Here is a 14,686-nt window from a genome sequence, read left to right on the forward strand (position 1 = left end):
TCACTTTTGAAAGTTATAACTATCTGTCAAACTATGTAATAGTCGAGACACATCCTCCGTGTCGTTGAACAAATGAACAGAGGCCCGAAATCTGCCATCTCCTCCCCATACAAAGACCTTGTCGCGAAGCAGCCTCTGAGCAATTTCTTCCCCTTGAAGGGTTGATACACATATGTTCCCAGCCCTTCGCTCCGGCTGGACAGGAGTCATAACTTCGTAGCCTAATGCTTGTAAGCGCTCTATTAATTGTCCGCCCAGTTCCAGAATGTGACTTTCAATCCGATCAACGCCAATCCTCCGAATTAATCCGGACGAATAATTCATGGCATAGATCGTCGCATAACTCGGGAAGCCAAGCTCGAATCTTCTTGCATCATCACAATAATCGAAGGATTCAAATCGGTTTTCAGAGAACATATCTTTAATACTTCGCCATCCGATCGATTTCGGGAAAAATGCTGACGTCCTCTCCGGATTTACGCCCAAAATCCCCATTCCGTGAATGGATAATAGCCATTTATAAGAGCTGCACACGATAAAGTCCGTTTCGTTCATGTCAACAGAGACGGCTCCCAGAGATTGTGTGACATCAAGGAGCAATAAAGTGTTCGTGGTTTTCAAGTATCCGTACAGTTTTCTGTAATCGATTCGAGCGCCAGTAAGATAGCTTACATGGCTGGTGATCACCATTCTTGTTCTTTCATCAACCCTTGATAAAATATCGTCAATCGATACTTCCCAATTCCTATGAGAAACAACGCGCAGTTCAACTCCTATTTCCTTGAGCCGAATCCAAGGAAGAACACCCGAAGGAAATTCCAAATTATTAATGACGACATTATCACCTTCTTTCCAATCCATCGATTGAGCGATCATTGATATCGCTTCAGAGCAATTGGACAAAAAAGCTATATTCTCCGGTTGATGATGGACTAACTCTGCAATGTTTTCCTTGCACTCTTGTTCGATCTCTGCGTTTCTACTCCTGCCTACTGGCCCCTCCCCCCGCACCTTTAAGTACTCATGGACAGCTTTTAAGCCATCCTTATGAACAGGCGTTTCCGCACCCGAGTAAAGCCAGGTGCAAGTCTCCAGTCCGACAAAATGCTCCTTTGGCTCAAGTGGTTTCATTTGTTGTCGTTTCTCCCTCTCTTTTATATATTATATATAATCAATTATACTTGATATATATTCGATGTCAATAAACAGTTTTCCATAGATTAACATGCGCACTTATAAATGACGCTCGCGTCAATTTGCCAAAGGCAACTTAACGAGAGCGTCCGAATCGTTGTCATTATCCGTCTATCTTTCTAACTCAATAAACTTCTATCTCTGCAAACTGCATTCTATAAATGAGCCCTTCGTTTGGAATTGTCCGCAATTTTGTGCCTTCTATTTTGACATATCTCGCATTTTGACTCGCAAAAGCAAACGTCTGGACGGCATTGCCAGGAACAGCATATCCGGTTCTAGTCACAACCGTCGTCCAATTCACATTATCGGCGGACACCTGAATCGTGAAGTTCTCCGGAAATCCCGCTCCAATATTCGTTCCGTCATTTCTCGGATAAAGATCAACTCGATTGATGGTTCTGTTGGTTCCAAGATCCACATTGATCCATTCCGTATGATTCATTGTCAAATTGGAGTTGCTGCTCCAGCCGTAAGAGCTTGCGTCTGAAGATCTCGCCCCGTCCACCGCTTTCGCTGTCCCCCAGCCAAACCCTTCAAACGAACTAGATGCTGTTACGGTCTTGACCGGTAGGAAGTAAAACTCGTCAACATATACAGCGTATATATTGCTCATGTTATTGGCTGGCGTCACGTACACATATTGCGAATGGGTCTGCGATGGCGTGAACGTTCCGACCTTAACCGTATGCCAAAGCATATTTTCCATGCTTGCAGCTGATACAGTAACAGACGAGCCTATCTGGCTTGCTGCCGTTTCGTCATAAATACCGGCTTCAAATGCATTCCCGCTTGGCTGTGAAGGCGGAGAACCGTAAGGCCAGCCCGTTATCGTATCATTGGCATATCTAATCTTGACTTTCGCATACAAATCATAAGTCACACCAGCAGATACACTTGCTTTATTCCAATACCACTTTATATCGCGACCGTTTGTATTCTGCACAATTTTCATTGCCGTCTTTGAATCGGATGCTGTTACATCCTCGTTTCCCTTCATTGCGCCGTTCTGTAGAGTGAATAATTCATCCTGTCCCGAGTACGCAGCTGCACTCTTTACGAGTTTAATAATTTTACCCGCACCGGGCGAAAAATTCAGATTGCTAATTGTATAGCTGGAGGAGTCAGAATGGTATACAAGAGGTGAATTATCGTAAACATTATATATTTCCGATATATCCATCCCCAACTCAGCACGATTAATTGTAATAGTAACATTCTGATAATTCGAACTATCGCGATTGACAACAACAAGATACTTATCACCCGTCACTTTATCTACGTGTGTGGTTACATCCGCGCTCGAATAAATCGTATTGCCGCCAACAATAAGTCCTCCTCCGCTAGTACTGGCAACATTTCCTATACGGATCATGTTCTTGATCGTCGATTCCATGGTTGCGATTTCTCCGAATAAGGTTTGACTTGCGGTGTAATTAGCTGTATGGTTTAGTTCTTCATCAACCAAACCTTTCCAACCTTGCTGTGATTGATAGATGAAGTAACCAATTCCTTTTGAATTGTGGCCAATGGACAAGTAAGTCATTGCTCGCAGCTCGGCAGGGGTCGGAACTCTCCATCCCACTCCTGTTCCCCCAAAGTTTTGCAATATACTCCAATAAGGAGCTGGATTGGCGATGTCTTTTCTGATCTGCAGGTTGAAATAATCCATCTGTTCAGTGAAATCCCAGGCTCCTGTTTTAAAATTGCCGGCAGCGACATTCTCCCACGCTGGATAGATATCACTCAGAAGCGCATGAGTTTGTTGCGCAGAATAGTGCATCGACACGCCCTCGATATAATTGTAAACAATGGATACTGGATGGTTCGGATCGATTGTCTCCAGCATTCGTTTCATATTTTTCAAGTTTTCTGCTGTCCTAACATCGACTTCCGGCTCGTCTCTCAAATAATAATTCAGCAGTGCGCTTTTATTTCGAATCGGTGCGATCAACTCGGTTAAATAGTTGTACATCGCAACCTCATCATTCGCCAATGACTCGTTTCTATAAGCGGTTTCCGGATCGGGCATTGCGATAACCTTTAAATTGTTTTCGGCTGCTTTATCCAGATACATCGCATAATCAGCCGGTGTTTTTCGAGACATATTAACCATTGCCACTGTATCGGCATTCATATTTTTAATATCAGCAAAAGCTGTATTGATGTAGGTCGCTGCCGCAGGTGTGTGATAAGGTACCAGCTCTCCGGCAAACCATACCATTCTTGGCACGAAGGTGTTTGCTGTATTGGCTGGAGGCGAAGACAAGGTTACACCTGAAATGACTTGAACGTTTTTCTTGAATATATCCGTTGTCCCGTTTGCCACCTTCACCACATACAAGCCGTTCGGAACGATTTGCCCAGAGCTATTTTTCCCATCCCACTCAACAGTCTGAGTTCCCGACTGGCTTGCACCGTTCACAAGCGTTCTCACTAGCGAATTATTGACCGTATTGTACACCTTCACACTGACGGTTTGCGCGGCAGGCAGCGTATACGTGATGGCGCTCGTATCATTTAATCCATCCTGATTGGCCGGAGACATTTTGTAAGGGTATATGGAAATGCTCTGGCTTGGGTTATCATCGATGTTAGCCTTCTCTACATAAACCTTGTCGATTCTTACGCTCGGGAAATTTGTAGCATTATTAACTTTAAAAAACGCGATATGATAGGTGTGCGCAGGATTAAGTGTAACGATCGGCGTCATGACTTCATAATAAATAGGAAATTTCAAGTTAACGGGCCAATCAGTCGACTTAACAACCGTTGGGGGTACCGCAAATGAGCTGGTTGTATTGTTATACACCAAATATCCGAATACATCGCCAGACGAAGTATCTAGATCCGCAAATTGCGGATAAACAACCAGTCCAATTTTATAAGGCACATCCGCTTCGATCTTTGAAGAATCGATAGGCGCCTGCACAGTCCATTCAGGAACGGGACCATTAAAGAGTACAGCCGCGCTGTTATCACCTGGCAGCCCATCGGCTACAGATGCCCCTATGGAATCCAAATAAAGACTAAAATCAGTATCTTGTATCGTGTAGGTAGTGTGCTCTTTAAACATAATATAGTCCACGTAGATGTCAGACACTTGCGCAGCGTTGTTCACCCCTGCCACATAGAAAACAAGCTCATTCACGCCGGAGTTGGGTTTGAACGTCCCCACTTTATATTCTTTCCACACCATATCCTGTGTCTGAGCTGCCTCCACATGTTTCTCAGGCAACACGTAAGCCCCGTAAGTATTGTCCCATACCGCCATCTTAAAAGCAGAGCCTCCAGGATTGGAACCAGTATGATCTACTTTGACTCTAAAGAATACGTCATACGATACACCAGCCTTTAGGTCACTCATGTCGGTTTTTAAATATGTTATATTCCAATACTGACTATCGTTCATCATTCTCGCGCTTGAATTATCCGCTGTGCTGCCGTCGGTGGAACTAGTCACTCCGTTATAATACACAAAGCCGCTATCCGTATCCTGAATTTTAACGTCGGCCGCATTACTGGTATGCGCTTCAATAAATAATGCAACTATAAACAATGCAAAGACCACAATTAACCTGAACCATGCTCTCATTAGCTTAGTTCCTCCTTATTGTCATCTGAACATAATTCAGGCGACATTCGTAATATTTACAATTGTCGCCTGTAGTTAAGCCGTTCCTATTTCAATTGATATTTTGAATGAATTTCTAAAAATGTATCTACTCCAAGCTTCTTCAGCTGTTCCAGATGCTTCTCCCACTTCTCATCTGTTAACCCTTTCATCAGGAAATCGGCGAAGCTGGAATTGACATATCCGTTCGGACCGTTCATATCCTCAAACACACTAAGCGCTTCATAATCGTCCGCTTCATAAATTAATAGCGTATTCAATCCCTGCAAGGTCAGCAATGGCTCTTTTAGCGTGTATGCGGCCAACTCTTCCTTCTCACGAGGTGTAATAAATATGCCATCAGAGTAGTTTTTGGATGGAATAATATTCGGCGCATTAAATCCTGGAGCAAGACTAAAGTTAAACGTCATATTGTCCATTCCATCCGGTGTCGGCATATCCTCGTATGTGCCATCAGCCAACTTCTTCAGTCCGATGCCAACCGGTCCCTCCTGAATTTCCAAACTCATCTCAAAATCATAATGTGTGTCTACCCATTTCATCGTAATTTCCGGATTTTTATTGGATGACGTCATCATAAAAGCTCCGCTCCAAATCCCAGGATTTTCTTGTTTCCAGCCGAAATCCCCGTTTGGTCCTTTAAGACCGAGCAAAGGAACATATTCATCGCCATTAGTCAACGTGCTGGCTATCGGATAAGAAGCGACGCCAAGTATCGGAACCTCATTTTGCAATTTGGCGTGATAGATCGCTGAGGTTTGGGTTATCATCTCTTGATCCAACAAACCTTCGCTATACAATTTATTCATATATCGAACGTAGTCCTTATACCCTTCCTGCTGAGGAGCGAACAGAACTTTACCATCTTTAATGTAGGAATGATTCCATTGGTGATCCATGATCCCAAATGAGTTAGCAAGTGAATTGCCGCCAATCCAGTTGGAATTGAACATAAAGCTCATCGGTATTTCATCTTTTTTGCCATTGCCATTCAAGTCTTTGCCTTGGAATGCTTTCAAAGCCTCGTAAAGCTCATCCGTCGTCGTCGGTACAGCACGACCCACCGCATCCAACCACTTCTTGTTAATCCACATCGTATCCGGCGCCCGGTAGAATGGTGCGTCTACAGCTTTGGGAAGCGCGTAAATATTCCCATCGGCATGTGTGATCGCCTTTTTATATTCAGGATATTCCTCGAAGAGCTTCGTTAAATTAGGAGCATGCTTTTCAATTAGTTCATTTAATGGAAGCAACAATCCTTGATTCGCCCAATTGCTTAAATCAATTCCTCCGACCATTGATCCGTAGATTGCGTCGGGGTATTCCCCGCTTGAGAATATCAGGTTCAACTTTTCCATTTTCGACATTTCATCGACAAGCGTCCAATTGATATGAACATTCGTTTCTTTTTCCAAATTTTTGTATAGCTCATACTCATTGTAATCATTTACTTTACTGGAGCTTGCTTTAAATGCCAGGATATCCAACTCCGCGGTTTCAGCTAACGGGAAAGCAAGCTTATCTTTTTCGTCCCCTCCAGTACCCGATTCATTTCCCGTCGAAGATGGCGATTTTGTCGGTTCATCTTCCGATTTCGCGTTATTTTCTTTGGAGCAGGCTGCGAGCACGGAAAATGCCAGCAGGAAAACCAGCGTCACTTTTAACCATTTGTTCAATTTCAATCTCCCCTTCTAAATGTTGTTGTATATCATGTCGGACATCCGTTTTATCCCTTCACGGATCCAATCATAATACCTTTCACAAAGTACTTTTGCAGAAACGGGTAGAGAAGAAGCATCGGCAGGCTCGCAACCACGACGAGACCGTATTTCACCAACTCTGCCTGCTTGGCTTTCTCGGCGGCGCTATTAAGATCCCCCATCATCTCGCTTGCTTGATTTGTGATCAAAATTCTCCGCAGAATGATCTGAAGCGGCTGTAAATCTTCACTGCTTATGTAGATCAGCGCTTTGAAAAAGGAATTCCATTGCGCAACCGCATTAAACAGGATGATGACAGCAATAATGGGCAATGACAATGGAAGGACGATTCGGAAAAAAAACGAGAAGTTGTTGGAGCCATCTATCATCGATGCTTCCAGCAATTCATCAGGTATGCTCTGCTGAAAAAAGGTGCGGGCAATAATAATTTGAAAAGCAGTTACCGCGCCAGGAATGATCATCGCCCAAACACTGTCAAGCATTCCTAAACTTTTTACTAGAATATAGCTAGGAATCAACCCCCCCTGGAAAAACATAGTAAACAGAATGAATAGCATAATGGGTGTACGCCCCGCCAAATCTTTACGAGATAAAGCATACCCTCCACTAATGGTTGCGGCTGTGCTTAGAGCTGCACCTAATACAGCATAGATCAGAGAATTTTGATAGCCTTTCCAAATCATTTCATAAGAAAATATCGCGGAATACCCGGACCAGGAAAAGTCGACCGGCCAAAGCCATACTTCTCCCGAATTTGTAGCGTTGGGATCGCTTACCGATGCGATCAAAATAAAATAAATGGGATAAAGGATGGCGATAAGTACGATTACAAACAAGGTTATGTTAAACATATCGAAAACGCGGTCAGAGACTGTTCTTTTATTCATATTTTCCCTCCTACCATAATGAAGTACGATTCATACGGCGAGCTATCGAATTAACGATAACTAGCAATATACAATTTATGATTGAATTAAATAGTCCAATGGCAGAAGCATAGCTGAATTGACCTCCAACAAGACCCTTCTTATAAACATAGGTCTGAATAATCTCCGCAGAAGAAATATTAAGCGGATTTTGCATAAGGTAAGCCTTTTCAAAACCTAAATTGAACAAGTTTCCCACGGTCAAAATAAACAGGATTGAGACTGTAGGCATAATCCCCGGTAAATCAATATGCCAGATTCGGTGAAGCTTATTTGCTCCGTCAACAACCGCCGCTTCATGCAACTCCGGGCTTATTCCTGTTAACGCAGCCAAATAAATAACCATCCCCCATCCCAAATTTTGCCAAACGCCTGACCAAACAAAAATCGTTCTAAACCAAGAAGACTCTCCAAAAAAATAAATGGTATCCCCGCCGAGCGCTGTAATCAGTTGATTAATTAATCCGGTCTGTGGCGATAGAAACAAATACAGCATGCCGACCAATACGACGGTTGAAATAAAAAAGGGGGCGTATGTGACGGTTTGAACTATACGTTTGAACTTGTTGCTGGCAATCTGGTTAAGCAGCAGCGCCATGATGACCGCGATTGGAAATGTAGCCAACTCGTATAAACTGAGCCATATAGTATTTCCTAGTATTTCCCAAAATAAGATATGATCAAAAAATCGTTCAAAATGTTTTAAACCTACCCATTCGCTGCCTGTAAATCCTTTAGAAACCATATAGTTCTTAAATGCCATCTGAAGTCCATACATAGGCACATATTCCATGATCAGAAAATAAAGCAAAGTAGGAAGAAGCAATACATATAACTGCCAGTTTTTTGCTACCTTATTAAAATGAAAAAGAATATTATTGAAAAACTTCCTCTTCTTCATCAGGGTCTTCCACCCCGGGTCAGAATTTCGATTCAATTCGATATTCATTGTCTCTGCTCCTTATGTATGGGATTATAGGACTCGAATGGCTGGTTATTAGATGATCATTTTTGTAATTCACATCTCTTTTATATTATATATAATATATTATACTTAAACATCTGGGTCTGTCAACAAAATTGTATACGCATTCATTCCCATGAAAAAATAAGTCTGTCTCTTAGGTTTACCTTGAACTGCCCCCCGTCAAGAGACAGTATAAAAAATAAAAAGTCGTTAAGCGACCTTGTCCCCTCCGTATACTTGCTGTCAAAGAGTGTAGTCTGCTAATAAAGTAAAGGCCTGTGACCTGCAGTTCCAATATGGAACAAACAGTGTCACAGGCCAAATTCATTTCATTCATGGTGGTGGCCGTAAAGGCCATGGTAGTTTTAGACGGCCCCTAGGGAACAACCCCGTACAAAAAAACTGTTTTCCCACTACCATCGACCATCACGATTTGAGCTGAATATCTAATTATTCACACAAGCTATGCTCGTTGGTATACAACCGGAAAACTGTCCCCGATAATGACTTCACCTGGCATCACATCAATATGTGGTTCCATAGGGTGAGTCCCGGTAGGAGCGTAATAGGTATGTTCAGGCATATAATGAACAGCTATTGCGCGCCGTTTAGTATCCGTCCGATTATGGGATCCTCCGTGCCAGGTTAAACAATGATGATAACCTACCTGACCTTTTTTAATTTCAAAAGGCTCTGCTTCGACCTTTGCCCCCATGGGCAGCAGTTCAGGTTGATTGTGATAAGGCTTGAAATCGGAGGTGCTTCTGATATGCTTGTTCTGATTCCCCCATTTATGGCTGCCCGGAACCATCCACATGGCCCCATTCTCGATCGTAGCGTCATCAAGAGCAATCCAGGCGCTGACGAGATCAGGCGGTTGGATAATGGGCCATGCAGGATGATCTTGGTGCCATCCCGTTGGGCCGCCAGTAACCGGAGGTTTATATAGAAATTGATCATGCCAGATTCGCAATGTATTGGAACGGCACAATTGTGCTGTTTCCTCACAAACTCTCAGATTAGCAGCGTGATTCAAGTACGCTTCACTAGCCATCCAAATATTCACAATCTGGATAACCGTTTCTGTTTTGCTCATGGACATACCATATTCAGAACTGCCGTCCAGCAAATTGCGATTAAGAACCGGCTTATTTACCGACTTACCGGACATAACCAATTCGGCTTCCTTTCGGAGCAGTTCTACCTCCTGGTCATTAAGTATTAAATCACCTTTGATAAAACCTTTCTCATCAAACTCTTTGATTTGTTCTTGTGTTAGCATAAAATCCTCCCGTTCTTCCCGTTATTTACTTTCATATGGGTCTGCATTTAAAGAATAAAGAAAAACACCAACGCAGTCTTTAGGAATTTAGGAAGATATTTTGCACTTTTTAAAGGAAAAATGATCGCAGGGGAGAACAGGTATTGAAGACCCGAATAATTGAGGGAGGAAAACAAGGGAATGGATCAGAGCCGAGTCCATGTAGGAAACCTATCAACGATAAGACCAACCGTAAATTTTGCAAACCGCTCAGTTTCTTTACCCGGACAACAATGGGGGCCACGCACGATTCCTGATAGTCAATTGCTTTATGTCGTGTCAGGTTCAGCCGTTCTTACCCTTGGTAATCAACAAATTCATCTTGCTGCAGGAGATTGTGTATTTTATGGTTCTAACTCCCCGCATAAAATCATCTCGTCAGTGGCTGATCCCAGCACTTTGGCAAGCATTCACTTTAGCTGGGATCAGGAATCACCGAAGCCCATCTCTCCGATCGGAAACATATTGGCCTGTTCCGATAATGAGCTTACCCTCCCTACGCAAACCTATACAATTGACGTTGATGGCTATGGAAATTTCGTACTACCCAACCATTTTGTGATTTCCGATCTGGAAAGCTATTTTAACCAAGTCATTCGAGAGTACAGATTTGAGGAGAAAGGCTATGCCACGACTCTCAGAGGGTTAATGATGCAATTGCTCGTAGTGATTATCCGTCATCAAATTAACGGCTATTTTTCATCTACAGATTGGCGAAAAATTGCCCCCGCCCTAGAAGCGATCAGAAAGCAACCGCAACTCGATTGGACAATAGCTGAATTAGCTAATTTGTGCGGGTATCACCCTGTCTATTTTACCGAAATATTCAAAGAGACAATTGGCTATTCACCTAAACGTTATTTAATTTTGGAACGAATTCGCAAAGCAAAGCAGTATCTCCTGGAAGCGGAATCCATAGAGAAGGTTGCGGATCTGTTGGGCTATTCTAGCATCCACTACTTTAGCCGAAGTTTCAAGGAAATAACCGGTTATACACCGACAGAATTTAAGCAACTTAGTATCCATCTATAAGGTAGCATTATTAACAAAGAAGCCATCTTACGATTTCTTTGTGACGCCCAAGTTTCCTTTGACAACAACAATCAGGCCGAGCGTGATTTACGTATTGTGAAAGTGAAGCAATAGGTGTCCGGAACATTCCGTACAGAGAAAAAATCAAACGGCTGACATTTGAATAATAAATATATCTTAATCGATTATTCCTATACGTTTTAATGCTGCCATACAAATAGAATCAATTAGCATATCTGTCTGCCCTGGCAACATATTTATTGGCTTCTATTATTGTTTTATATTTTAATGGAAACAACTTTGTGACCTGTTAAGTATTAAAAGTCTATAAGAATAAGAATCATCCAAAGCACCCACTTTGTATCCTAGGGTTTGCCGTTCTATTAAGTCATATTTCTATGCTTCAACGAGATCATCCCATTTGATTTTCAATTCACCCTCTCCTTTGTCTTCAATGGGATTTATGCAATTGACGATACAAATTGAGTTGCGAGACTACATGGCGGTGATGACTAATACACAATTAGTACATTAAGTCGGTCATCGACAAAAAAAGCCACATCCTCATATTAGAGTAGTGTTAATCCACGAATACGAAGGCCACCTTCTTTAATACCTACGAAGGTGGCCTTTTATATACTCTATAGGGGAGCTAATTGTACAGACCCAGTTAGAAATCACTCGTCAGATCCACCCATTTCAAATCCAACACAACCGAAACCTTAATCGTATCTCGCAACACCTTATTTTTATAGTCACTGTCATCCTGCGAAAGGAGAATTACAACACCAAATACAGATGACTATAGAGTTCTAGGTATCGACTCGACATATCCTCACCACGCACTCCACATGCACCGTCTGAGGGAACATATCCACCGGGGTCACTTCCACGGTGCGGTAGCCGCCATCCTCCAGTATGCGAAGATCCCGCGCCAGCGTGGACGGGTTGCAGCTGACATAGACGACCCGCTCTGGCCGCATCGCCAGAATCGTATCCAGCAAGGCGGAGTCGCAGCCCTTTCGCGGAGGATCGACGACGATGACGTCAGCCTCCACGCCCTCTTGCCGCCAGCGCGGAATGACGACCTCTGCCGGCCCCGTCTCGAATGTCGCGTTGTCCATGCCGTTCAGCGCAGCATTGCGCTTCGCATCCTCGATCGCTTCCGGCACAATCTCCACGCCGTACACATGGCCGGCATGGCGAGCCAGGAACAACGAGATCGTCCCGATGCCGCAATACGCATCGATTACCCGTTCCTTGCCCGTTAATTCGGCGTATTCCACCGCTTTACGGTACAGTGCAATCGTCTGCGCAGGATTCACCTGGTAGAAGGAACGCGCCGATATCGCGAAGCGTATGCCGTCCAGCTCATCATAGATGACCTCGCTGCCCCACAGCACACTCGTCTCGTCTCCGAATATCGCATTCGTATCCCGTTCATTCACATTCTGCACAATACTCTTCAAATTCGGTATGGCTGCACGCAGCTTCTCAATCCACTCCGGCTTACGCGGGATGCGCTTGCCGTTCGTCACCAGCACGATCATCACCTCGTCCGATACGACGCCGATACGCACCATGACATGCCGCAGCAGACCTGTACGTGTTCTTTCGTCATAAGGGGCTATGCGCAGTTCTCGGGCGATCTCCTTCACGATGGAGATCACTTCATCATTGCGGCTATGCTGGATATGGCAATCGTCCATATCGATAATACGATGCGTGCCGCGCGCATAGAAGCCTGCGATCAGCCCGGCATCTTCCGTGCCGCTCCCGCTTATGCCCACCGGCACAGCTGCCTTGTTCCGATACCGCCATGGATCTGCCATGCCGATAGTAGGATGCACAATGACGCCATCTGCGGAGTCACGCTCTGCAGCCTGCCCCACTTCGGATCCACGTCCCGCAGGCTGCCCCCCTTCCGCACCATGACCCGCCGCAGGTTCCCCTGCCACCTTCAACTTGCCAATTCGCTGCAGGTTCTCCACGACGTGCCGCCTCTTCCAGGCCAGTTGTCCCTCATAGCTATAATGCTGAAGCTGGCAGCCTCCGCACTCCTTATAGATGGCGCATATCGGCGAGGTGCGATCACTGCTAGTCTCGACATGCTCCAGCAGATGAGCGTAGCCATACGTTTTCTTCAGCTTGGTCACCTTCACCCGCACTTTCTCTCCGGGAAGCGCCCCGCGTATAAAAAGGGTAAAACCGTCTACGCGGCCTACCCCTTCCCCGTCATGCGTCAGTCCCACGATTTCAGCGGTGACTTCTTCGTTTTTTTGCAGCGGCGCTGTCACTGCTGTAATCGCAGTCCGGGAACGCTTCCCACTCTCTGAATGAGAGGCCTCCAATTTACCGCCTTGTCCAGACAGGGCAGCCATACTGCCGTCTATTGAATCGCGGCTACTTCCGGACCTGCCAGCCCTGTCGCCTCCTATCGAATCACGACTTCTATACCGTCCGCTTGATTTTTCCCTTACCATATTGTCTCTCCGATCCTTCAACTCGTTCACAGCAGCAACAGGAGATACAGGAGGAATACAGAAGGAGTAACCGTTTTACCACGCTGCCTCTCACATATCGCACTGCTATTTGAACTAGCTGGATTTATAGCTATTAAAGTTGGGCGATATCGCCCAATTTGGCCTCATCAACTGGATTTTGTGCAACTAATTTGATCGAAATCTGCTATTACGGGCCATTTGCTTTAATCTAACTGTACTTTTTCCAGTTAAAAGCCACATTGCCCATCGATCATCAGTATTAACTGTACAAGATCCATCTGATTGCCAACCGTAGCCTTCTGATCGCCGACCGTAGCCTTCTGATCGCCAGCCGTAGCCTTCAGATCACCGACCGTAGCCCTGATGCCGACCGTAGACATCGCACTCCACCATAGAACTTCAGCATCACACTCACCGACGCGTCCTCATACTTCACCATCACACTCACCGCCCTGTTGATACCACGCACCTGACGGATTACCGATAGGTCGATACGCCCGTGGCGTCGGCGAATATGTGCAGATGGCGAGGCAGCACCGAGAAGGTACCCGGCAGCACGCCGCCATACTCTCCGTCGAGATTTAGCTGGACATAATCCGGCGTCGTCACCTTGATCCGATTCGTGCGGAAGTGCATGACATGCGGATCGTTCAGGTGCTCGCCGCGCAGCGCCAATGTGGCCAGACGGATGAACTCCGCCAGATTGCACTTGCGGATTAGCAGCACATCGAGCAAGCCATCGTCCAGCTTGGAATCCGGCGCCAGTCGCTCGAAGCCGCCGACGGAGTTGCTGTTGCAGATCAGGAACAACATGAACTCGTCGTGTATTTCGTCCATACCGTCCGCTTCCAGTCTCAGCTCCGTCGGGCGGATACGAACGATCTTCTCCAGCCCTTTCATATAATAAGCAAGCTGACCGATCATCGTCTTCAGCTTGCTGGGCACGTCATACGTCAGCTCCGTCAAGGAGCCGCCCCCTGCTATATTAATGAAGTAACGCTCGTTCATCTTGCCCACATCGATAGGACGTGTATACTGCCCGATAATAAGATCGCAGGCGTATTCCCAATGCTTCGGTATACCCGTCGCACGAGCGAAGTCATTCGTCGTGCCCACCGGCAGTATGCCGAGCGGAGGACGCTTCGACTTGTTCGCCAGACCGTTGATTACCTCGTACAGCGTGCCGTCACCACCGGCCGCGATAATCATGTCATAATCGCGGTCTGCCGCATCCGCAGCAGCGAGCGTCGCGTCTCCCTCGCCAATCGTGGCGTGACAGGACGTCTCGATGCCTCCTTGATCAAGGCGCTGCAATATATCCGGAAGTCTACGCTTCATCTCTTCTCTGCCAGACGTCGGATTGTAAATCAATCTCGCTCGTTTCATC

The 14,686-nt window shown here is 45.3% G+C and carries 10 protein-coding genes and 1 pseudogene; 2 read left to right on the forward strand and 9 right to left on the reverse strand.

The window, feature by feature from the left end; genetic code table 11:
• The 6 genes from ACFQ2I_RS12210 to ACFQ2I_RS12235 form a co-directional block, all read right to left on the reverse strand.
• Complete coding sequence (locus tag ACFQ2I_RS12210; protein ID WP_377564526.1) at nucleotides 1-1,131, reverse strand: aminotransferase class V-fold PLP-dependent enzyme; 1,131 nt, start codon at nucleotides 1,129-1,131, stop codon at nucleotides 1-3.
• A 187-nt stretch (nucleotides 1,132-1,318) separates the two neighbouring features.
• Nucleotides 1,319-4,789 (reverse strand): discoidin domain-containing protein, encoded by a 3,471-nt coding sequence (locus ACFQ2I_RS12215; RefSeq protein WP_377564527.1) that lies wholly within the window; start codon nucleotides 4,787-4,789, stop codon nucleotides 1,319-1,321.
• Between the two features lie 86 nt (nucleotides 4,790-4,875).
• Nucleotides 4,876-6,504 (reverse strand): extracellular solute-binding protein, encoded by a 1,629-nt coding sequence (locus ACFQ2I_RS12220; RefSeq protein ID WP_377564528.1) that lies wholly within the window; start codon nucleotides 6,502-6,504, stop codon nucleotides 4,876-4,878.
• A gap of 50 nt (nucleotides 6,505-6,554) precedes the next feature.
• A complete protein-coding gene (locus tag ACFQ2I_RS12225; RefSeq protein WP_377564529.1) occupies nucleotides 6,555-7,436 on the reverse strand; it encodes a carbohydrate ABC transporter permease in 882 nt (293 codons plus the stop codon).
• A gap of 10 nt (nucleotides 7,437-7,446) precedes the next feature.
• Nucleotides 7,447-8,424: an ABC transporter permease gene (locus ACFQ2I_RS12230; RefSeq protein WP_377564531.1), complete on the reverse strand. Its 978-nt coding sequence runs from the start codon at nucleotides 8,422-8,424 to the stop codon at nucleotides 7,447-7,449.
• Nucleotides 8,425-8,905: 481 nt separating this feature from the next.
• Nucleotides 8,906-9,724 (reverse strand): phytanoyl-CoA dioxygenase family protein, encoded by an 819-nt coding sequence (locus tag ACFQ2I_RS12235; protein ID WP_377564532.1) that lies wholly within the window; start codon nucleotides 9,722-9,724, stop codon nucleotides 8,906-8,908.
• A gap of 180 nt (nucleotides 9,725-9,904) precedes the next feature.
• Here ACFQ2I_RS12235 and ACFQ2I_RS12240 point away from each other — a divergent pair, with 180 nt between their 5' ends.
• Nucleotides 9,905-10,795 (forward strand): AraC family transcriptional regulator, encoded by an 891-nt coding sequence (locus tag ACFQ2I_RS12240; RefSeq protein ID WP_377564534.1) that lies wholly within the window; start codon nucleotides 9,905-9,907, stop codon nucleotides 10,793-10,795.
• A gap of 15 nt (nucleotides 10,796-10,810) precedes the next feature.
• A pseudogene (locus tag ACFQ2I_RS12245) lies at nucleotides 10,811-10,906 on the forward strand (IS66 family transposase); the annotation flags it as partial.
• A gap of 701 nt (nucleotides 10,907-11,607) precedes the next feature.
• Here ACFQ2I_RS12245 and rlmD read toward each other — a convergent pair.
• From rlmD to ACFQ2I_RS12260, 3 genes are all read right to left on the reverse strand, one after another.
• On the reverse strand, nucleotides 11,608-13,278 hold the full coding sequence (gene rlmD / locus ACFQ2I_RS12250; RefSeq protein ID WP_377564535.1) for a 23S rRNA (uracil(1939)-C(5))-methyltransferase RlmD: 1,671 nt from the start codon (nucleotides 13,276-13,278) through the stop codon (nucleotides 11,608-11,610).
• A gap of 248 nt (nucleotides 13,279-13,526) precedes the next feature.
• Nucleotides 13,527-13,679, reverse strand: a complete 153-nt coding sequence (locus tag ACFQ2I_RS12255; RefSeq protein ID WP_377564536.1) for a hypothetical protein — start codon at nucleotides 13,677-13,679, stop codon at nucleotides 13,527-13,529.
• Nucleotides 13,680-13,776: 97 nt separating this feature from the next.
• The gene (locus ACFQ2I_RS12260; protein WP_377564605.1) at nucleotides 13,777-14,685 is read right to left on the reverse strand and encodes a diacylglycerol kinase; all 909 of its coding nucleotides are present in this window, start codon (nucleotides 14,683-14,685) and stop codon (nucleotides 13,777-13,779) included.
• Nucleotide 14,686: the final 1 nt, after the last annotated feature.

Origin of the sequence: Paenibacillus chungangensis (genome assembly GCF_042675905.1) — a bacterium.
Taxonomy (GTDB): domain Bacteria; phylum Bacillota; class Bacilli; order Paenibacillales; family Paenibacillaceae; genus Pristimantibacillus; species Pristimantibacillus chungangensis.